Source organism: Mesorhizobium sp. B2-4-6 (assembly GCF_006442775.1).
Lineage (GTDB): Bacteria > Pseudomonadota > Alphaproteobacteria > Rhizobiales > Rhizobiaceae > Mesorhizobium.
This window is the reverse complement of sequence record NZ_VFVI01000012.1, coordinates 51,714-72,426: the sequence shown is the minus strand read 5'-3', so window position 1 is coordinate 72,426 and position 20,713 is coordinate 51,714. Positions and strand designations below refer to the sequence as shown.

The window sequence follows — 20,713 nt, the reverse complement described above, 5'->3', positions numbered from 1 at the left end:
TCCCCTGCCGATGATTCAATGGATGCTTATGCACCATCATAGTGCAGCAATCGTGACGATAGTCCAAATGATTGACTGATCTCCCCTCTCGTGGGGGAGATCAGCTAACTTCACCCGAACTTGCCCGTCCTGGGGAAACCCTTCGGCACCATGCGGCCGGCGGCGGCACGCGCTCCGATCCACTCGGCAAGCTCCTCGCGCGACTTGGTGAAGGTGCGATCGGCCGAATCCTGCCAGGAGAGCCCCGTCTCGAGGGTGAAGGTCTTCAGGTCCAGCACGCCGCCATCCTTGTATTTCTGCAGGCGCACGCCCTTGCCGCGCGCCATTTCCGGGATTTCGGCCAGCGGGAAGACCAGCATCTTGCGGTTCTCGCCGACAATGGCGAGATGGTCGCCCGACACCGGGATGCAGCGCTTGGCCTCGTCCGGCGCCTTGACGTTCATCACTTGCTTGCCCTTGCGGGTGTTGGCGACGACCTCTTCCTCCGCAACGACGAAACCGTTGGCGTCGTAGGAGACGAGCAGCAGCTTGCGTTTGGGATCATGGACAAAGGCGGTGACGATGTCCTGATCGTTCTCCATGTCGACGATGATGCGGATCGGCTCGCCATGGCCGCGTCCGCCCGGCAGCCGGTCGGCGCCGATGGTGTAGAACTTGCCGCCGGTGGTGAAGACCAGGATCTTGTCCGTGGTCTGGGCATGGAAGGCGAGCTTCAGGCTGTCGCCTTCCTTGAAGGCGAGCTGCGAATGGTCGGTCAGGTGGCCCTTCATGGCGCGCAGCCAGCCCTTTTCCGACACAACGACGGTGACCGGCTCGCGCTCGATCATGGCGTGCGCGATGTCGGTCAGGTCATGCTCGGGCGCATCGGCGAACTGGGTGCGGCGCTTGCCGAGTTCGGTCTCCGGACCGAACGTGTCGCGGATCTTGGTGACTTCCCACTTGATCGTCGACCATTGCTTGGCGTCGGAAGCCAGCAGGGCCTCGATCTGCTTCTTCTCGGCGGTGAGGCCGTCGAATTCCTTGCGAATCTCGATCTCTTCGAGCTTGCGCAACGCGCGCAGGCGCATGTTGAGGATCGCTTCGGCCTGGTTGTCGGTGAGCGACCAGCGGGCCATCATCACCTGCTTGGGCTCATCCTCCTCGCGGATGATCCTGATGACCTCGTCGATGTTGAGATAGGCGATCAGATAGCCGGCGAGGATTTCCAGCCGCTTCTCGATCTCGCCGAGCCGGTATTTCGAGCGGCGGATCAAAACCTCGCGGCGATGGTCGAGCCACTCCTTCAGCACGCCCTTCAGCGACAGGACGTTCGGCACCTTGCCGCGCGACAAAACGTTCATGTTGAGCGGGAAGCGGCTTTCGAGCTCGGTGAGCTTGAACAGCGATTCCATCAGGATGCCGGGATCCACGGTGCGACTCTTCGGCACAAGGACGACGCGGATGTCTTCCGCACTCTCGTCGCGGACGTCTTCGAGCAGCGGCAGCTTGCGCGCCATCAACAGCTCGGCGATCTTCTCGATCAGCCTGGCCTTCTGGACGCCGTAGGGGATTTCGGTGACGACGATGCTCCAGGTGCCCCTGCCCTGGTCTTCCTGATTCCATTTCGAGCGCACGCGAAAACCGCCGCGGCCTGTTTCATAGGCTTCGAGGATCGAGGCGCGGCTGTCGACGATGATGCCGCCGGTCGGGAAATCCGGACCCTGGACGAAATCCATCAGTTTCGCCACCGGCGCGTCCCGATGCTCGATCAGGTGAAGTGCTGCGTCGCAAAGCTCGGCCGCGTTATGCGGCGGGATCGAGGTGGCCATGCCGACGGCAATACCCGACGAGCCGTTGGCAAGCAGGTTCGGAAAGGCGCCCGGGAGAACCGACGGCTCCTCGTCCTCTTCATTGTAGGTCGGCCGGAAATCGACTGCGTCCTCGGTGATGCCGGCAAGCAGCTCGCTCGCCACCTCTGTCATGCGCGCTTCGGTGTAACGCATGGCGGCGGCGTTATCGCCGTCGATATTGCCGAAATTGCCCTGCCCGTCGACCAGCGGGTAGCGCATCGAGAAATCCTGCGCCAGGCGCACCAGGGCGTCGTAGATCGACTGGTCGCCATGCGGATGGAACTTGCCCATCACGTCGCCGACGATGCGGGCGCATTTGGCAAAGCCCTGATCGGGGTTGAGCCGGAGCAGCCGCATGGCGTGCATGATGCGGCGATGGACCGGCTTCAGTCCGTCGCGCACATCCGGCAGCGCCCGGTGCATGATGGTCGACAGCGCGTAAGCGAGATAGCGCCGCTCGAGCGCTTCCTTCAGATCGACCGGTTCGATTTTGTCGCCGCCGCCATTGTCATCAGGCGGCAAAAGCCTCTTTCCCATGGATTTGGACTAGCCGAGCGGGTGATTCGCGGCAAGCGCCGCGTGAACATCGGCGGATTCGTCGCGGCCGTGGACGCGCACCGGCGGTGTGAAGGATTTCACGGAAGCACCAAGGCGGCGGCGGCAATTTGCCACCGACCTGCAACAGGCCGCGGCGGCGTCATGACTCCGGCCAACATCAATCCGTTACACGCGGCCTCTATCTCGCATGCAACACGCTGGCGGAAGGGGCCGCGGCCTTCATGACAAATTTACCGCATCAAGCAATGGCTGCCGGCCGGCGTTTGCCTTTCATCGCCATTTTCGACAAATGTGCCGGGAAATGCCTTTTTCCCGTCCCGTTCGTCACGGAATGGTGATGGAGCAGGTTTCAAAACAATTTCATCATAGCCAAATCAGGACAGGGAACTCGCCATGACAATCCAACGCTCAACGCTCAAGAAACTGGCTTTTTCGACCTTTCTGCTGACGCTGCCGCTCAACGCGGCCTTCGCCGCCGATCCGGCGGTGGCCGAGCGCGTCAAGGCAGCCCTTGCCGCCCAGGGCGTCGACATTTCCTGGACCGGCGTCTCCGGCGACGATTCGAACGCCGTGCTGCAGGGCGTTTCCATCAAGCCGGCGGCCGAGAAGGAAGCGCTGCCGATCGGCGACGTGAAGCTTGAAGGGGTCAGCGAAGCCAATGGCGGCTATGAGATCGCCACCGTCTCGACCTCGGCTTTCGAGCACAGCAAGGACGGCGTGACACTCAACCTCAGCCCGGTGGTCATCCACGACATGAAGGTCCCCGCCGAAGGCGGCACCGATCCGCTCGGCTCGCTGATGATGTACAAGTCGGCGGAGCTCTCCAACATGACGGTCAAGGTCGGCGACAAGACGGCGTTCGCGATGGACGGGCTTGCCGTCCAGATCACCCCGCCGGCCGACGGCAAGGCGATGGACTTCACCGCCAACACCGAAAAATTCACCGCCGACCTGTCGCTGGTCGACGATCCGAAGTCGAAGGAAGCCATCGAGGCGCTCGGCTACCAGAACATCTCGGGCAACATCGCGATGGCCGGCACCTGGCAGCCGAGCGACGGCAAGATGGAGCTGTCGAAATATGACGTCTCGGTCGAGAATGCCGGCACGCTCGGCATGACCTTCAACCTCGGCGGCTACACGGTCGACTTCATCAAGTCGATGCAGGAGATGCAGAAGAAGCTCGCCGCCCAGCCGGAAGGCGCCGACAACTCCGCGCAAGGGATGGCCATGCTCGGCCTGATGCAGCAGCTTTCCTTCAACGGCGCCTCGGTGCGCTTCGAGGACGATTCGCTCACCGGCAAGGTGCTCGACTATGTCGGCAAGCAGCAGGGCATGTCGGCCAAGGACGTCGCGAACCAGGCCAAGGCGATCGTGCCGTTCGGCATGGCGCAGCTCAACAATCCCGAGCTGACGGCCGAGGTGTCGGCTGCCGTCAACACCTTCCTCGACGACCCGAAGAGCCTGGAAATCTCGGCCGAGCCGCCGTCGTCGGTGCCCTTCGCGCTGATCATGGCCGGCGCCATGTCCAACCCGCTCGACCTGCCGAAGACGCTGGGCGTCAAGGTCAAGGCGAACCAGGACTGATCGAAGTCAGTTCCCTTCTCCCCGTCTCCATACGGGGAGAAGGTGCCGGCAGGCGGATGAGGGCAGCGCCGACGCTTGCGAATATGTAATTCGGTGCTGAACCGACTGCCTGTCAGAAGGCCCCAGCTGTTACGACCGCGTGCAAATCGCCAGCATCCGCGCTGCCCCTCATTGTCCTGCCGGACATTTCTCCCCGTATAGTGACGGGGAGAAAGGGCAGTTGCTAGGCTGCCTTTAGTCCTTCTTCGTCACCGCGACGCGCAGCGACAGCTCGCGCAGCTGTTGCGGGGTGGCTTCGGAAGGCGCGCTCATCAGCAGGTCGTAGGCCTGCTGGTTCATCGGGAACATGGTGATTTCGCGGAGGTTCTTGGCGCCCACGAGCAGCATGACGATGCGGTCGACGCCCGCCGCCATGCCGCCATGCGGCGGCGCGCCATACTGGAAAGCGCGGTAAAGGCCGCCGAAGCGCTCCTCCACCGTCGCGCGGTCGAGACCGCGAATCTCAAAAGCCTTAACCATGGTTTCGGGCAGATGGTTGCGGATGCCACCGGATGCGATCTCGAAGCCGTTGCAGACCATGTCGTATTGGAACGCCTTGATTTCTAGCGGATCCTTGGTCGTCAGGGCTTCGATGCCTCCTTGCGGCATCGAGAACGGGTTATGGGCGAAATCGATCGCCTTCGCCTCTTCGTCCCATTCATAGAAGGGGAAGTCTATAATCCAGCACAGCTCGAAGCGCTCGCGATCGACGAGGTTCAGTTCCTCGCCGGCGCGGGTGCGCGCGGCGCCCGCGAAGGTGACGAATTTCTTCGGGTCGCCGGCGACGAAGAACGCGGCATCGCCATCGGCGAGGCCGAGCTGCTGGCGGATCGCCTCGGTGCGCTCTTCGCCGATGTTCTTGGCGATCGGGCCGGCGCCTTCGAGTTTTTCACCTTCCTTGCGCCAGAAGATGTAGCCGAGCCCCGGCTGGCCCTCGCCCTGCGCCCAGGAATTCATGCGGTCGCAGAAGGCGCGGCTGCCGCCGGTCTTGGCCGGAATGGCCCACACCTCGGCCTTCGGATCGTTGGCGAGGATGTTGGCGAACACCTTGAAGCCGGAGTCGCGAAAATGATCCGAGACGGCCTGCATCTCGATCGGATTGCGCAGGTCCGGCTTGTCGGTGCCATAGGTGCGCATTGCCTCGTCATAGGCAATGCGGCGGAATTTCTGCGTCACCGGCTTGCCGGCGGCGAACGTCTCGAAGACCGCGCGGAGGACAGGCTCCATCGTGCTGAGCACGTCGTCCTGCTCGACGAAGCTCATTTCGAGGTCGAGCTGGTAGAACTCGCCCGGCAGGCGGTCGGCGCGCGGATCCTCGTCGCGGAAGCAGGGCGCGATCTGGAAATAGCGGTCGAAGCCGGAGACCATGATCAGCTGCTTATACTGCTGCGGCGCCTGCGGCAGCGCGTAGAAGGTGCCGGGATGGATGCGCGACGGCACCAGGAAGTCGCGCGCCCCTTCCGGCGACGAGGCGGTGAGGATCGGCGTCGAGAACTCGGTGAAACCCACCTCACCCATGCGCTTGCGCATCTCGGCGATGATCTTGGTGCGCGCCACGATATTCCGGTGCAGCGTCTCGCGACGCAGGTCGAGGAAGCGGTATTTCAGGCGGATGTCTTCGGGATATTCAGGTTCGCCGAACACCGGCAGCGGCAGCTCCTTGGCGGCCGACAGCACTTCGATCTCGCGCGCAAAAATCTCGATCTCGCCGGTCGGCAGGTTCGGATTGACGGTCTCCGGCAGGCGCGCCTTGACCTCACCGTCGACGCGGATCACCCATTCGCCGCGCAGTGTCTCGGCCACCTTGAAGGCCGGCGAATCCGGATCGGCGACGATCTGGGTCAGGCCGTAATGGTCGCGCAGGTCGATGAAAAGCAGGCCGCCATGGTCGCGCACGCGATGCACCCAGCCCGACAGGCGGACGGAATTGCCGACGTCGCTCTTTCTCAGCTGGGCACAGGTGTGGCTGCGGTAACGATGCATGGTCATGGGTAAAGTCCGGAAATTGCGGGCATCGGCCCGGCTCGAAAATTGGCGCGAAAAGCGCATGAGAGGCCGGCTTTGTCAAGGCAAGCGGTCACACAGGCGCACTGCCGCGGACGTTCAAGCAAAGTGGACCTGGACACCCTGGCTTTGGAAAGCGGCGAGGGTGGCGGGAGGCGCGCTCTTTTCCACCACGAGATGGCGGATCGCATCCGCCCCCGTCACGCGATAGGGCGCGGCGGTGGCAAGCTTGTCGTTGGTGACGGCAATGACGACACCAGCGCTGTTTTTCGCCATGGCGCGCTTCACCTCGGCTTCGGCCGAATCGAAGGCGGTGACGCCGCGCGCGACATCCAGCCCGCAGGAGCCCAGAAAGAACAGATCGGCGCCGAGTTGCGCCACGGCGGCGAGCGTATCGGCGCCGACGCAAGTCCCGAGATCCGGCACATAGCGGCCGCCGAGCATGATCAGCTTGACCAGGGGAAGGTCCGCCAGAGCCGAGGCGACGCCCAGCGAATTGGTGGCGACGGTCAGTTGGATATCGCGCGGAAGCGCCCTGGCGATAGCCTCATTGGTCGTGCCGCCGTCGATGAACAGCGACTGCCCCGCGCTCAACAGGCCAACGGCCGCCCTGGCGAGCCGCGTTTTTTCCTCGACCGCATGACGGCTGCGCTGGCTGAGCGTCGCGGCGGCAAAGGGCGCAGAGGCGACCGCGCCGCCATAGACGCGGCGCAACTGCCCGGCCTTCGCCAATTCCCTGAGATCGCGGCGCACCGTGTCTTCCGACACGCCGAAACGGCTGGCGAGCTCTCCCGCCAGCACCTTTCCGTCCGCCGCAAGCCGGTCGCGAATGAGTTGGTGGCGTTCTTCGGTGAGCATGCACGATCCCATTTATTTGTGCACGTTATTGCATGTTTTGCCTGTTTATGCAAGAAACGGAGTCGCCGGCGGCCCCCCAAGACGCCCGCGCTAAAATCTCCTTGTTGGATTGCCGTGATGACCCTTGGCCTGAAACTCGCTCCGCAGCACCGCGTCTATGCCGGCTTCGCGATCTACTCCTTCGCCATGGGCAACATCTTCCCGCGCCTGCCCGATATCAAGCATGCCATGCAGATCGAGGACGGCACGCTGGGACTCGCCCTGATCGGAACGCCAATCGGCACGCTGATCGCGCTGACGCTGGCGACGCCGATCCTGGAGCGCGTGGGCTTTCGCCGCGCGCTGCTGTGGCTGGTGCCGCTGCTGGCGCTCGCCTATGCCGTCGCGGTGCATGCGCCTGGCCCGACCGCGTTGTTCCTGATGCTGCTTCCGGTCGGACTGATGATCGGCAGCATCGAGATCATTTTGAATGTCGAGGCCGACAGGACGGAGTTCCTGCTCCAGCGCCGCATCATGAACAGGGCGCATTCGTTCTGGAGCATCGGCTTCTTCGGCGCCGGACTGTTCGGCGGCGCGCTGGCGCATCTCGGCCTGTCGCCGCAACTGCATCTGGCGCTGGTGATGCCGATGGTGGCGGTTGCGGTGGCGCTGTTCCTCGGCGGCTTCCAACCGGCACCCGCCCGCTTCGTCACGTCCGGCGACAAAGCGCCGATGTTCGCCCGGCCGACACTGCCGATCCTCATCCTCGTCGCGGTGACGCTGTCGGCAATGCTGATGGAAGGCGCCAGCATGGACTGGTCGGCGATCTATATGCGCACCGTGTTCGACTCAGGGCCCTTCATTGCCGGGATCACCGTGGCGCTGTTCGCCTTCTCGCAGGCGACGACACGCTTCTTCGCCGACAGCGTCGTCGACCGCCACTCGCCGAGCAGCGTGGCGCGCGTGTTGTTGGCAACGATGGCTGCCGGCGTGTTCATTGTCTTCTTCTCGCCCCTGCCCTTCGTCTCGATGCTGGGCTTCGCGCTCATGGGCATCGGCTGCAGCGCGATCTTTCCGCTGGCGATTTCGGCGGCCGCGCAGATGACGGACCGCTCCGCCGCGATCAACGTTGCCGCATTGTCGCAGATCTCCTTCGTCGCCTTCCTGCTCGGCCCGCCGCTGCTCGGCTTCGTCTCGGACCACTGGGGCATCCGCTCGGCCTATGGCATCGGCATACCGTTCATCGTGCTCAGCCTGGCGGCAGCGGGCGCGCTCGGGCGGCGACCACCGGCCGAAGCCGCGGATATTGCAAGGCAAAGAGTGGAGGCGCAGGCCGGCGAGGCCTGAACCGCCACGCCGGGCCATCGCATATCGCCATCGCGCGAACTAGCGGTGCGTGACGACGTCGCGGCGCTTGACGAAAGCGCGCGCGGCTGAAATTGAAAGAGGCCTAATATTGTGCCAAAAGCGATTTGATGCAGGTCATCACCACACAGGAAGAACTCGAGAGCGTTGTCGCGGCGTTCGAAAAGTCGGAATTCGTTACCGTCGATACCGAATTCATCCGCGAGACGACCTTCTGGCCTATCCTCTGCCTGATCCAGATCGCCGCGCCTGGGATTGAGGCGCTTATCGATCCGTTGTCGCCCGGCATCGACCTGAAACCGTTTTTCCGGCTCATGGCCAACGAAGCGGTGCTCAAGGTTTTCCACGCGGCGCGGCAGGACATCGAAATCATCGTCCATCTCGGCGATCTGGTGCCGCATCCGGTGTTCGACACGCAGGTCGCGGCGATGGTCTGCGGCTTCGGCGACAGCGTTTCCTATGACCAGCTCGTCCAGAAGGTCACCGGAGCCCGGCTCGACAAGTCCTCGCGCTTCACCGACTGGCGGCACCGGCCGCTCTCCGACAAGCAGCTCGAATACGCGCTCGCCGACGTCACCCATCTGATCGAGGTCTACCAGCATCTCAGCGCCGAGCTGAAGCGCGAGGACCGCGCACATTGGCTGAACGAGGAGATGGATGTCCTCACCTCGCGCGAGACCTACGATCCGCATCCCGAGGATGCCTGGAAGCGGCTGAAGATGCGGCTGCGCAAGCCGCAGGAACTGGCGATCGTGCAGGCGGTGGCCGCCTGGCGCGAGCGCGAGGCGCGCGAGCGCGACGTGCCGCGCGGCCGCGTGCTCAAGGATGATGCGATCTACGAGATCGCGCAGCAGGCGCCGCGCGACGCGGCAGCGCTCGGCAAGCTGCGCACCACGCCGAAAGGCTGGGAGCGCTCCGCGACGGCAACCGCGCTGCTTGGCGCGGTCAATACCGCCCTTGCCCTGCCCAAGGATGCGATGCCGAAACTGCCGAAAAGCGTCCAGCCGCCGGAAGGATCGAGCGCGGCGTCGGAGCTGCTCAAGGTGTTGCTCAGGATCGTCGCGGAGAAGGAAGGCGTCGCCACCAAGGTGCTTGCCTCCAGCGACGATATCGACCGCATAGCCGCCGAGGGCGACGAAGCCGACGTGGCGGCGCTGCAGGGCTGGCGGCGCGCCGTTTTCGGCGAGCAGGCGCTGAGGCTGGTGCGCGGCGAGATCGGCATCAAGTTCGACAAACGCAGGATCGCGGTGTTCGACCTTTAGAGCAATTCCAAGAAAAGTGTGAGCGGTTTTCCGCCCGGAATTGCGTAAGAACAAGAGATAGACCCGTTTCACCGTTTTCGTGAAACGGTCTAGCGTCACACCACCGCGAGCAGGTGCAGCGCGAACCAGAACCACGCGATAAGAAGTATACCCGCGCCAAGGAAGAAGGCGCGGCTGCGGTGCAGCACATAGTTTCTGTCGAGATGCACCCAGGCGTGCACATAGCGCGTGACTATGAAGAGCCACATCAACGCCAGCGTCAGGTAGTTCACGCCGTTGGTGACGAATAACGCCAGGCAAAGCACGTGGAAGAGAACCGGCAGCTCGAACTGGTTGATCAGGTTGTTGGCGACTGTGACGCTCGAGGCCGGCTCGGTGGAGCGGACCTTGTACTGGCCGACCTTCGCTTCACCGGACTTCACGGCGAGATAGCGCCGCTTCAACATCACCAGATAGACGATGTAGACCAGGAGCACATGCGCCAGCATCGGCCAGAAGATGGCAGTCTGGTGCATTTGTCCGCCCTCTCCCCCGTCAGCGCCGCCGCTGCCCGGCCAGCGCGAAGAATGCGACGACAAAGAATGGAATGGCCAGCAGCGCGAATTTGGTGACGGTCAGCGAAGAGGCGAAGGCCAGCGAATCGGGGTTGGCCAGCTGGAAATCGGAGAGCAGCCGCGCCAGGGCAAAATTCTGAGCATAGTCGGCGACCGTATAGGGCAGCACCAGCACGAGCGCGAACAGGGCCTGCAACTGCGCCGGCATGGCGCGGAAGGTGCTGAGCCGCCGCCCGAAGGCAAGGATGAGGCTGACCAGCGTCAGCGACAGCAGCGCCGGGAACAAAAGGTCGAAGGTCAAATAGTGCCAGACGATGATGATCTCGCCGCCGCGACGGCCGAGTGCTGTGAGCCACGCCATGCCTTCGTCGGGCGTGAAGCCGGCGACACGTATGTCGAGCGCGGCCAAGCCGCCACTCAAGCGCTGGAAATAGAGAAACTCCAGCGCCGTCATGACGAGGAAAAGCGCGATCGAGGCTATGGACAGCGCCGCCGCGTGCCGCGACAGCCGCAGCACCGCCACGCTCAAGCCACGCCACAGCCTCTGGCGGTCGGGCCGATTGGCCTCTCGATCAAAGTCCGCCCGGGTAATTGGGGCTTTCGCGGGTGATCGTGACGTCATGGGCGTGGCTTTCACGAAGTCCGGCATTGGATATGCGCACAAAAGTGGCGCGCTCGCGGAAATCTGCAAGGTCACGTCCACCCACATAACCCATAGCGGCTTTCAAGCCGCCTGCAAGCTGGTGCAGCACGCCAGCCACAGGTCCTTTGTAGGGAACCTGCCCTTCAATGCCCTCCGGAACCAGTTTGAGGGTGTCGCGGACCTCGGCCTGGAAGTAGCGATCGGCCGAGCCGCGCGCCATGGCGCCGACCGAACCCATGCCGCGATACGCCTTGAAGGAACGGCCCTGGTGCAGATAGACCTCGCCTGGGCTCTCGTCGGTGCCGGCAAGCAGCGAACCGATCATGGCGGCGCTTGCCCCCGCGGCGAGCGCCTTGGCGAGATCGCCCGAATATTTGATGCCGCCATCGGCAATGACGCTCACGCCGGCCTTGCTGGCCGTCTCGACCGCCGACATGATCGCCGACAGCTGCGGGACGCCGACACCGGCGACGATTCTGGTCGTGCAGATCGAACCCGGGCCGATGCCGACCTTGACGGCGTCGGCGCCGGCATCGATCAGCGCCAGCGTGCCATCGGCGGTGGCGACATTGCCGGCCAGGATGCGTACCGAGTTCGACAGTTTCTTCGCCCGCGTCACCGCATCCAGCACGCGCTGCGAGTGGCCATGCGCGGTGTCGATGACCAAAAGGTCGACGCCGGCGTCGATCAGGCGCTCGGCGCGCTCGAAGCCGTCATCGCCAACGCTGGTGGCGGCGGCGGCGCGCAGGCGGCCTTGCGCATCCTTGGTGGCGTGCGGGTTGAGCTGCGACTTCTCGATGTCCTTGACGGTGATCAGGCCGACGCAATTGCCATTCCTGTCGACCACCACCAGCTTCTCGATGCGGTGTTTGTGGAGGAGACGCTTGGCTTCGTCCTGGTCGACATTCTCCTTGACCGTGATCAGGTTCTCACGCGTCATCAGCTCGTAGACCTTCTGCGCCGGATCGGAAGCGAAGCGCACGTCGCGGTTGGTGAGGATGCCGACGAGCCGGCCGACCGTGTGGCCGCCGGTGCCGCCATTCTCGACCACTGGAATGCCCGAAATCGAATAAGTGCGCATCAGCGCCAGCGCGTCGGCCAGCGTGGCGTCGGGGCCGATGGTGACCGGGTTCACCACCATGCCGGACTCGAATTTCTTCACCTGCCTGACCTGCTCGGCCTGCTCGGCCGGCGAGAAATTGCGGTGGATGACGCCGATGCCGCCCGCCTGCGCCATGGCGATCGCCAGCCGCGCCTCGGTGACCGTGTCCATCGCCGCCGACAGGATCGGCACGTTGAGATCGATGTCGCCGGCAATGCGGGTGCGGATGTCGGTCTCGCCCGGCATGACTTCGGAATGGCCGGGCTGCAAGAGCACGTCGTCGAAGGTCAGCGCCAGCGCGCCAGTGGACGTTTCGATGATTTTTGCCATGGCCAGTCCTTTTGAATGCGGAAAAGGCGCTGGGCCGATTGGCCAGCGCCGACTCTCATCTTCCCTTTCAGGATTGGCGCTGGCTGGTAACACGTCCTGTCGCGGTTGAAAAGCCGATCGTTGCGCGAGGTGACGGCACCCGTTTCGAGCCAAAGCCGTCATCGCTAGCGTTCGTAAGTATCGTCGCGTGTCCAGTTTTCGACCGCGACGACCGGCTGTTGGTCAAGCCGCGACAACGACGCTGCGCGCGAGTGGGGCAATAGTTCCTGCGTATCGGCGGGAACGATCCGCGCCACAGGCGGCTCATTGCTGACCGCGACATAGCTCTGTCCTTCACTGGCTCCACGTGGTTGCGCTCCCGCAAAAGTGACAGCAATTTAATGCGACATCCGGACCGAGGCGTGATAACCGCCCGGTCGCACCGGTTCGCCCCCAAGCCGGGCCTAGAATAGCGAAGACAAATCAGGGCGTTTCCCTTGAACCGCATCATCCCGCTCATCCTGGCGGTCGCACTTTTCATGGAGAACATGGATTCGACCGTGATCGCGACGTCGCTGCCGGCGATCGCCGTCGACATCCACACCAGCCCGATCGCGCTGAAGCTGGCGCTGACCGCCTATCTGGTGTCGCTGGCGATCTTCATTCCGATCAGCGGCTGGATGGCGGACCGGTTCGGCGCCAAGAACGTGTTTCGCGCCGCGATCGGCGTCTTCATCGCCGGCTCGGTCGCCTGCGCGTTTGCCAATTCGCTGCCGGCTTTCGTTGTGTCGCGCTTCCTGCAGGGCATGGGCGGCGCGATGATGACGCCGGTCGGGCGGCTGGTGCTGGTGCGCGCCACGCCGAAGAACGAGCTCGTCTCGGCAATGTCCTGGCTGACCGTGCCGGCGCTGGTCGGCCCGCTGGTCGGCCCACCGATCGGCGGTTTCATCACCACCTATTTCACCTGGCACTGGATCTTTCTCATCAATGTGCCGATCGGCCTGATCGGCATGTGGCTCGCCACGCGCTATCTGCCAGAAACGGAGCCTGCCCAGACGCCGCCGCTCGATTTCCCCGGCTTCGTGCTCTCGGGGCTTGCCGCTTCCGGCGTCGTGTTCGGCCTTTCCGTCGTCAGCCTGCCGGCGCTGCCGCCGATGGCGGGCTTCATCACCGTCGCCGTCGGCGTGGTCTCGGGCGTGCTCTATCTCCTCCATGCCCGGCGCGCCAGGAACCCGCTCTTGGCGCTGGAGCTGTTCCGCAACCAGGTGTTCCGATCCTCCGTGCTCGGCGGCTCGCTGTTTCGCATCGGCATCGGCGCGGTGCCGTTCCTTTTGCCGCTGATGTTCCAGATCGGCTTCGGGCTCACGCCCTTCCAGTCGGGCATGATCACTTTCGTCTCGGCGATCGGCGCCATCGGCATGAAGTTCGTCACGGCACTGCTTTTCCGCCTCGCCGGCTTCCGTCGGGTGCTGATCTGGGGCTCGCTTGTCGCGGCCGCCTCGATCGCGATCTACGGCTTGTTCACGCCGCAGACGCCTTATGCGCTGATGCTGGCGATACTTCTGGTCGGCGGCTTCATCCGCTCGATGTTCTTCACCGGCGTCAATGCGCTCTCCTATGCGGAGATCACGCCCGCCGACACCAGCAAGGCGACGCCGATCACGGCGGTTTTCCAGCAATTGTCGATCGCGCTCGGCGTTGCGCTGGCCGGCGGCATCCTCGAAGTATCGACGTCCATCCATGGCGGGCCGCTGACCCTGAACGACTTCCACATCGCCTTCTTCATCGTGGCGGCCGTTTCGGCAGCGGCATCGATCACCTTCATGCGGCTGGCGCCGGACGCCGGCAACGCCGTCTCGGGCCATGGCCGCCTGACCACGCCGAAGACGCTGGAAACGGTGGGGACAGCGGGGAAGTAGGCGCTCCTTCCTTCTCCCCTTGCGGGAGAAGGAAGCGTCGGCGCTACCCCTTAAACTCCTTCGCCAGCAAATAAAGCTCCACCGATTCGTCCCGCGAGGCCGGCGGCTTGACGTGATGGACGGAGCGGAAATTCTGCTTCAGCAGCGACAAAAGCTCGTTCTCGGCGCCACCCTGAAAGGTCTTTGCGAGGAAATGCCCACCGGGCTTGAGGACGTGCAGGGCGAAATCGGCCGCGACTTCGCACAGATGCATGGTTCGCAGATGATCGGTGCGGCGGTGCCCGGTCGTAGGTGCCGCCATATCGGACAGCACCACATCCGGCTGGCCGCCCAGCGCCTCGGCCAGTTTTTGCGGCGCGTCCGGATCGAGAAAATCCATCTGCAGGATGACGGCTCCCGGAACCGCGTCCATTTCGAGATAGTCGATGCCGACGACATGCGGATTTTCCGCCCTTGACTTCGTCCGCGCGGCCGCTACCTGGCACCACCCGCCGGGGGCCGCGCCGAGGTCGATGACCTTCATGCCGGGCTTCAGCAGATGATGCTTGTCGTCGATCTCGATCAGCTTGTAGGCGGCGCGCGAGCGGTAGCCATCGGCCTTGGAGCGCTGCACATAAGGGTCGTTCATGTGGCGCTCAAGCCAGCGGCGCGAAGACTCCTTCAAGCCGCTCTTCTTCTTGATCCTGGTCTTGAGGACGCGAATGCCGGCAGATCCTGGCTTTTCGGGTTTCTTGGTCATTGCCTGATTTCTTGCCCGAGCATGATCCTGCGCGAAAACCGATCGCCACTTTTCGCCGGTCCGGTCCTGAAATTCGGCATCTGGATTTCTGGTCCGCTTTTTCTCGCTCGCTTCATCGTGCCGGTTTTGCGACGGCTTCGCGTTTCACGGAGGGCTTCCCCCACTCCATCGCCGCTTCGCGGCGCCACCTCTTCTCCCTCCGGAGGGAGAAGAAGGGAGCCAAGGCTGGCGACCTCGCGCCTTTCCTCTTCCCCGTCGATCGGGGGAGAGGTGTCGAGCGAAGCCCGACGGAGTGGGGATCGACTGCTCATCAAAACAACGCGGCCACCTTTTGGGATCATGCCCGGCGCCCACCATCGCCACGCCAGACGCCGTCATCGGCCATCAGTTCACTCAGGATTCCCTCGCGCAGGCCGCGGTCGGCGACGCGCAGCCGCTCGGACGGCCAAACACCGCGGATCGCTTCCAGTATGGCGCAGCCGGCGAGCACCAGGTCGGCGCGGTCGGCGCCGATGCAGGGATTGGCGCAGCGCTGCTGGAAATCCCAGCCGATCAGCCGCTCGATCATACGATCGACGCTGTCGCGATCCATCCAGAGGCCATCGACACGGCGGCGGTCGTAGCGCTCGAGATCGAGATGCACGCCGGCCAGCGTCGTCACCGTGCCGGAGGTGCCGAGCAGATGGAAGTTGGGGCTGGCCAGTACATGCGCGAGCCGGTCGCGACCATCGAAGACCTTCAGCCGCACCGCCACGTCGTCGACCATGGCGGCGAAGGTCTCGCGCGTCACCGTGCGTCCGCCGAAGCGCTCGGCGAGCGACACCACGCCGACCGGCAGCGAGGTCCACGACACGATGTGATTGGCGAGCCGCGGAGAGCGCCGCCCGGTCAGGTCGATCAGGGCGATTTCGGACGAGCCGCCGCCAATGTCGAACAGCACCACGCCCTGCGTGTCGCGCTCGACCAGCGAGCCGCAACCGGAAACGGCAAGGCGGGCTTCGGTCTGGCGGTCGATGATTTCGAGCTTCAGCCCGGCCTCGCGCTCGACCCGGTCCAGGAATTCGACGCCGTTGGCGGCCGAACGGCAGGCTTCGGTGGCGATCAGCCTGGCTTTCCTGATCTTGCGGTTGCGCAGTTTCTCGCCGCAGACCTTCAGCGCCTCGACGGCGCGGTCCATCGCGGCATGGCTTAGCCGGCCGCTGGCCGTCAGCCCTTCGCCCAGCCTGACGATGCGCGAGAAAGCGTCGATGACGCGGAACTGCCCGTGACGGCCAGGCACCGCGACCAGCAGCCGGCAATTGTTGGTGCCGAGGTCGAGCGCGGCGAAAACCGGCAATTCCTGCTGCGGCGGACGCGGCGGGGCCTGGAGATGAGGCCTTGGCTCAACCTGTGGCAGGACGGTCCGAGGTTGGTTTGCCGCCGTGCTGGCAGGCGCGGCATGCGGCACGGCCCCGTTCTCGTCGCGCGCGAACACCTTGCGGCCGCGCTTGCGCTTGCGGCGCTTGCGCGTCTTGCCTTTCGGCTGATTGCCCTGCTGGTCGGCCTGACTTGCGCCAGTCTGCCTCTGGTTGGCATGTCTGGGGTCGGCATGTCTTTGGTGCGCACCCGCGTGGCGGCTGAATCGCGCCGTATGTTGGTCCGCCGACTGCGCCGGCGATGCCCCGGACATGCCCACTGCCGACGCGCCCGCGCCGGTATCGTGGTCTTCCACTTCAGTTCCTTCCGGCGCCGCGCGAACCGGGAACGGACGCAGCAGGCACCTCGATTTGTTTCAAGTTGAGGGCAGAGTAGCAGCGCCGTTCGCAATCACCAAGAGCGCATGGCCGAATTTCGCTGACGTCGCATTTTGCCGACGTCACGTTGGGGCAATGTCTTGCCGGTTGAATAGCCGGCTTCAATCAGGCATGTCTCAAATGAGGGTTCGAAAGGGTTTTGGGCACATCAATCAATGAGCTGCAACGCATGATGACGACGCCATGAATTGGAGGCGCTATTTCTGGCCGGTCATAGGCATCGCGGCCGTCGCATTCTCGCTGTGGCTGCTCATTCACGAACTGCGCGGCATTTCGCTCAACGATGTCTGGACCGGCATCTCCACCATCCCGGCGCGCGGCTGGCTGCTCGCGGCGCTGAGCTCAATCGTCGCCTACGCCGCGCTCGCCGGCTACGACCACATCGCGCTGCTGCATATCGGCAAGAAGGTGTCGTGGCTGTTCGTGACGCTGTGCTCCTTCACCACCTACGCGGTGTCGCACAATATCGGCGGCTCGGTGTTTTCCGGCGCGGTCATCCGCTACCGCGCCTACGCCACGAGAGGGCTGACCGGCCAGGAGGTCGGCGTGCTGGTGGCGATCTGCTGGTTCACCTTCATCCTGTCCAGCGTTCTCCTCGGCGGCCTCGTGCTGTTGCTGGAACCCCAGATCATCGATCGTTTCACGGGCGCGCCGCATCACGGCGCGGCCTTCGCCGCCGGGCTCGCCATGCTCATCCTTGTCGGCGCCTACGCCTTCGGCAGTTGGTTGCGGCTCAGACCGCTGAAGATAGGCAGCTTCCAGCTGCACTATCCGGCGCTGCCGATCGTGGCGCGGCAATTGCTGATCGGGCCGATCGAACTGCTGGGGGCCGCCGCGATCATCTATTTTGCCCTGCCCGAGGTTGGCAATCCCGGCTATTTCGTGGTGCTCGGCGTGTTCATGGTGTCGTTCTCGATCGGGCTGTTGTCGCACGCGCCTGGCGCGCTCGGCGTGTTCGAGGTCGTCTTCCTCACCGGTCTTTCGGACATGGATCCGGTCGGCGTGCTCGCCGCCCTTCTGGTGTTCCGCCTGTTCTATCTCATCATTCCGCTGCTGATCGGCCTTGGCGTGGTGCTTTATTTCGAACATTCGCAATACAGCCGCGAGGAGAACTGAAGCCTTCGGCGTCTGGCGGCGGAGCCAATGCATGTCGCCCAAAAAGCGCGGAGCGGTTTTGGGGGAACGACATGCATCGGACAAAGGCTCAAAAAGCCTGCGGTTGATCTCTGCTGCGGGCTTGACTATTTTTCGATGGCGGCTACAAGGCAGCGCTCGCGGCGCATGAGCCGCCCGCTTCGCGCGATACCAATCGCGCCTGCTGGGGAATAGGTTAACGGTAGACCCACGGACTCTGACTCCGTTAGTCCTGGTTCGAATCCAGGTTCCCCAGCCATCAATTTACCAAGCAATTTCAAATGTTTATGCAAGCACAAACTTTGCGCTTGGTGCATTTTCTTGTCGCGCCATGTTGCGAGCCAATACCGTTGATTTCCAACGGTTCCCGCTGATTGACGGCAACTCCACGCGACATGGATGCGACATGAATCAGAGAACCGTGTTCCGCTTTACATCGCCGCAATCGGCGTTGCGATGGTCGCCAACGCGGTTTGGCGCTATCGGCAGCGCGATGTGCTCGAGATGGCGGCAAGCGCCCTGATGGCCGCGCCGGCCCTGGCTGCTCTACTGCCAGTTCGCTGAGTCTCGGCTTATTGGCTGGCTGTATCGTTGTAGGACGGAAACGCTGGCATCAGCCTTGCACAGCAGAGATTGCCGGGTTGATCCCCGGCAGCTCGTCGGGCTTGAGGCTGTAGTTGGGGGCCTCGCCCGGCGAGTTCACCGAAACCGGTGGAAAAGACATAAAAATCTATATCAATACAAGATTGCTAATTTAGCCTCAGCTCCTAGCCGACTCCCACACCCTGACCCGAGTCGGTTAGGTCCGGCAGTTCAACCCAACGCACCCCAACAGAGCGCGGAACTGTCGGGCCGCTAAGGGCCCAGCCTCGCTTCTCGATTTGAAACGGAAGCTGATTGGCATGGCGGTAGGGCCGACGCGACCGATCCGTCAGCCCTTCAAGGCCGCTGTCGTTGTAGCGCGTGAGAATCTTGTAGCCGGTCTTGCGCGAGATATCGAACTCACGGCAAAGCACGGCCATCTTCTCGCCGTCCAGCAGCCGGGCGATGAACTTCAGCCGCTCTTCCATGACGTTACACTCCTTCCAAGGCACCTTGCTCTCCTCGCAAAGGGCCGAAAGTGTAACCCATCTATCCGGAATGAACTGTCACCCATCTCTCGGGAAGGGCATGCAAAAAAATCAAAGGCCTCATTTGCCCTCAGGCGGCAAAGGTCATTGCTCGAAGCTCCGAGAGAACGGCAGTCTCGAATTGGGAGGGCTGGTGAAACTCGCTGGTGACCACACCCAGCTTTCTCGGCGGCAGGCCATCGCGCAAGGGAATCACGGCAAGGCCGGGCAGAGGGCACGATCTGGCGGCGATCTCGGGGACGACGGTCAGGCCGATGTTCTGCTGTGCGAGCTGGCAGCCGGTCATAAGCTGGCGCACCTCGACGGCGGTTCTCGGCTGCAGGCCGGACCGCTCCGACATCATGGCCAGCCAATTGCCCGATGTCGTTCCCGAGGGAAAGCGGATGAAAGGTTCGGCAAGCACCTCTTCGTCGGCAAGCTCGGATCTGGCGGCGAGAGGATGCGATGTCGACAGGACGACGCAGGCGCCGTCCTGGCAGAGCAACTCGAACAGCAGGCCAGGCGACGGAACGAACACGCTGCTGATGCCGAAATCGATTTCGTTCGACCTCACGAGTTGAAACGTCTCTTCGCTGTCGATCTCCACGATATCGAGCACATGGTTGAGGAATCGGGGCCGCAGCGCATGGAAGGCGGGGCCAATGAACATCGCAGCGAAGGACGCCACGCTTGCAACCCGCAGGATCTGCTCGGTGCCGAGGCTGAGCGAAGCGAGCTGATCGACGATCGCCTCGTTGCCCGCAACAAGCCGCCGCAGCCCGGGCAGCAGCGAACTGCCGGCGGGGCTGAGCCGAAGCCCTTCGCGGTCGCGGACCAGAAGCGTGAAGCCCAATTGCTTTTCCAGTTGCGTGACGTGCTGCGAAATGGCCGGCTGGGTAAGGCCCAGCTCTTCCGCGGCCTGGGTGAACGAGTTCAATTCCAGCACCGTCAGCAGGCTGCGCACACGGCGCACGGATATCTCACCGCGTCGGGAAAGCATGACGGGCACCTTCATAAGCGTCTTTGGATGATCATAACGAAACGCTATTTCCTGGCGCATTCATAAGCAACTAGCTTCGCCGCAACGATGTGCGGAGATTTGGATGACGGCTCGCGATTCAGGGGTTCAACGAATTCATGCCCGCAAAAATCATTCCTGCTATGGAATGGGCCTTGGCATCATCATCCTGGACGAGGTGTATCCCGGGTTCCCCGGCGACGTGCGGAACGCCAGCGCCTATCCGTTCCCGATCCAGTATGAAATCGCCGAAGGCGTCGACATCCAGAACCTCGTCCGCGGCGACGACAAGAAAGCCCTGCTCGAGCCGATTGTCAGGGCCGCGCGGAAGCTGGAACGCATGGGATGTCGCGCGATCGCCGCCGAATGCGGCTACTTCGCCTGGTTCCAGAAGGAGATCGCGGCCAGCGTCGATGTGCCGGTTTTCGCGTCGAGCCTGCTGCAGGTGCCCCTCGCCCAGATGATCATCGGTCCCGAAAGGGTCGTCGGCATTCTCGTCGCCGAGGGCGACCGGCTCAGTGACCGGCACCTGACTTCGGTCGGCGTGACGCTCGGAACGAACTATGTCGTCCACGGCGCCAAGGATGACGGCAAGACGCCCCAGTTCGACAATCTCTGGACGAAGGACATCCGGCCCGAAATCCCTACCGCGGATTACGGCCTGGCCGAGCGCGACATCGTCAAGGTCGCGAAGGATTTCGCCGCCGCCCATTCGGACATGGGAGCTATGGTCTTGGAGTGCACCGGGTTTCAGCCCTTTGGCCGGGCGATACAGCGCGAAATCGACATGCCCGTGTTCAGCTGGTCGACCTTGCTGGACTACGCCTATACCGTCGCCGTGCACCGGGATTTCTACGGCCACGTCTGACCTGCGAGGTCAGTCCAAATGAAAAGGCGCGACCGAGGCCGCGCCCT

The 20,713-nt window shown here is 63.5% G+C and carries 16 protein-coding genes, 1 tRNA gene and 1 pseudogene; 8 read left to right on the top strand and 10 right to left on the bottom strand.

Annotated elements, in window-relative coordinates; genetic code table 11:
- Positions 1-110: 110 nt before the first annotated feature.
- Positions 111-2,366 (bottom strand): DNA topoisomerase IV subunit A, encoded by a 2,256-nt coding sequence (gene parC / locus FJ957_RS25035; RefSeq protein WP_140835483.1) that lies wholly within the window; start codon positions 2,364-2,366, stop codon positions 111-113.
- Between the two features lie 414 nt (positions 2,367-2,780).
- Here parC and FJ957_RS25030 point away from each other — a divergent pair, with 414 nt between their 5' ends.
- A complete protein-coding gene (locus FJ957_RS25030) occupies positions 2,781-3,971 on the top strand; it encodes a hypothetical protein (RefSeq protein WP_140835482.1) in 1,191 nt (396 codons plus the stop codon).
- A 234-nt stretch (positions 3,972-4,205) separates the two neighbouring features.
- Here the strand turns inward: FJ957_RS25030 and aspS are convergent, their stop codons facing one another.
- The gene (gene aspS, locus FJ957_RS25025) at positions 4,206-5,993 is read right to left on the bottom strand and encodes an aspartate--tRNA ligase (protein WP_181180707.1); all 1,788 of its coding nucleotides are present in this window, start codon (positions 5,991-5,993) and stop codon (positions 4,206-4,208) included.
- A 120-nt stretch (positions 5,994-6,113) separates the two neighbouring features.
- Positions 6,114-6,872, bottom strand: coding sequence for a DeoR/GlpR family DNA-binding transcription regulator (locus tag FJ957_RS25020; protein WP_140835480.1), 759 nt, complete (start codon positions 6,870-6,872; stop codon positions 6,114-6,116).
- A gap of 117 nt (positions 6,873-6,989) precedes the next feature.
- Here FJ957_RS25020 and FJ957_RS25015 point away from each other — a divergent pair, with 117 nt between their 5' ends.
- A complete protein-coding gene (locus FJ957_RS25015; protein ID WP_140835479.1) occupies positions 6,990-8,198 on the top strand; it encodes an MFS transporter in 1,209 nt (402 codons plus the stop codon).
- Between the two features lie 128 nt (positions 8,199-8,326).
- On the top strand, positions 8,327-9,478 hold the full coding sequence (gene rnd / locus FJ957_RS25010; protein ID WP_140835478.1) for a ribonuclease D: 1,152 nt from the start codon (positions 8,327-8,329) through the stop codon (positions 9,476-9,478).
- A 95-nt stretch (positions 9,479-9,573) separates the two neighbouring features.
- On the opposite strand, the gene FJ957_RS25005 is transcribed toward rnd, so the two are convergent.
- From FJ957_RS25005 to guaB, 3 genes are read right to left on the bottom strand one after another with little or no spacing between them, the layout of a single operon-like run.
- The gene (locus FJ957_RS25005; RefSeq protein ID WP_140707423.1) at positions 9,574-9,993 is read right to left on the bottom strand and encodes an MAPEG family protein; all 420 of its coding nucleotides are present in this window, start codon (positions 9,991-9,993) and stop codon (positions 9,574-9,576) included.
- A 19-nt stretch (positions 9,994-10,012) separates the two neighbouring features.
- Positions 10,013-10,561, bottom strand: coding sequence for a hypothetical protein (locus FJ957_RS25000; RefSeq protein WP_246674232.1), 549 nt, complete (start codon positions 10,559-10,561; stop codon positions 10,013-10,015).
- Between the two features lie 43 nt (positions 10,562-10,604).
- On the bottom strand, positions 10,605-12,107 hold the full coding sequence (gene guaB, locus FJ957_RS24995; RefSeq protein WP_140835477.1) for an IMP dehydrogenase: 1,503 nt from the start codon (positions 12,105-12,107) through the stop codon (positions 10,605-10,607).
- Between the two features lie 476 nt (positions 12,108-12,583).
- Between guaB and FJ957_RS24985 the strand changes: the two genes are divergently transcribed.
- Entirely contained in the window at positions 12,584-14,005 is a 1,422-nt protein-coding gene (locus tag FJ957_RS24985; protein ID WP_140835476.1) for an MFS transporter, read from the top strand.
- A gap of 43 nt (positions 14,006-14,048) precedes the next feature.
- Here FJ957_RS24985 and FJ957_RS24980 read toward each other — a convergent pair whose 3' ends face one another.
- Positions 14,049-14,744: an RlmE family RNA methyltransferase gene (locus tag FJ957_RS24980; protein WP_140835475.1), complete on the bottom strand. Its 696-nt coding sequence runs from the start codon at positions 14,742-14,744 to the stop codon at positions 14,049-14,051.
- A gap of 337 nt (positions 14,745-15,081) precedes the next feature.
- Positions 15,082-16,455: a Ppx/GppA phosphatase family protein gene (locus tag FJ957_RS24970; protein WP_140835474.1), complete on the bottom strand. Its 1,374-nt coding sequence runs from the start codon at positions 16,453-16,455 to the stop codon at positions 15,082-15,084.
- A 265-nt stretch (positions 16,456-16,720) separates the two neighbouring features.
- On the opposite strand from FJ957_RS24970, the gene FJ957_RS24965 reads away from it, so the two are divergent.
- From FJ957_RS24965 to FJ957_RS31920, 3 genes are all read left to right on the top strand, one after another.
- Positions 16,721-17,653 carry a YbhN family protein gene (locus FJ957_RS24965; protein WP_140835473.1) on the top strand — a complete coding sequence of 311 codons (933 nt, stop codon included), beginning with the start codon at positions 16,721-16,723 and terminating at the stop codon, positions 17,651-17,653.
- A gap of 203 nt (positions 17,654-17,856) precedes the next feature.
- Positions 17,857-17,930: transfer RNA gene (locus tag FJ957_RS24960), tRNA-Gln, on the top strand.
- A 140-nt stretch (positions 17,931-18,070) separates the two neighbouring features.
- Positions 18,071-18,235 (top strand): hypothetical protein, encoded by a 165-nt coding sequence (locus tag FJ957_RS31920; RefSeq protein WP_181177509.1) that lies wholly within the window; start codon positions 18,071-18,073, stop codon positions 18,233-18,235.
- Between the two features lie 311 nt (positions 18,236-18,546).
- Here the strand turns inward: FJ957_RS31920 and FJ957_RS24955 are convergent.
- Together FJ957_RS24955 and FJ957_RS24950 are read right to left on the bottom strand one after the other, a co-directional pair.
- Positions 18,547-18,741, bottom strand: a pseudogene (locus tag FJ957_RS24955) (helix-turn-helix domain-containing protein); the annotation flags it as partial.
- 130 nt (positions 18,742-18,871) lie between these two features.
- Entirely contained in the window at positions 18,872-19,780 is a 909-nt protein-coding gene (locus FJ957_RS24950; protein WP_181180703.1) for a LysR family transcriptional regulator, read from the bottom strand.
- A 103-nt stretch (positions 19,781-19,883) separates the two neighbouring features.
- On the opposite strand from FJ957_RS24950, the gene FJ957_RS24945 reads away from it, so the two are divergent.
- Positions 19,884-20,666, top strand: a complete 783-nt coding sequence (locus FJ957_RS24945; protein ID WP_140835471.1) for an aspartate/glutamate racemase family protein — start codon at positions 19,884-19,886, stop codon at positions 20,664-20,666.
- The last annotated feature ends 47 nt before the right edge of the window (positions 20,667-20,713 follow it).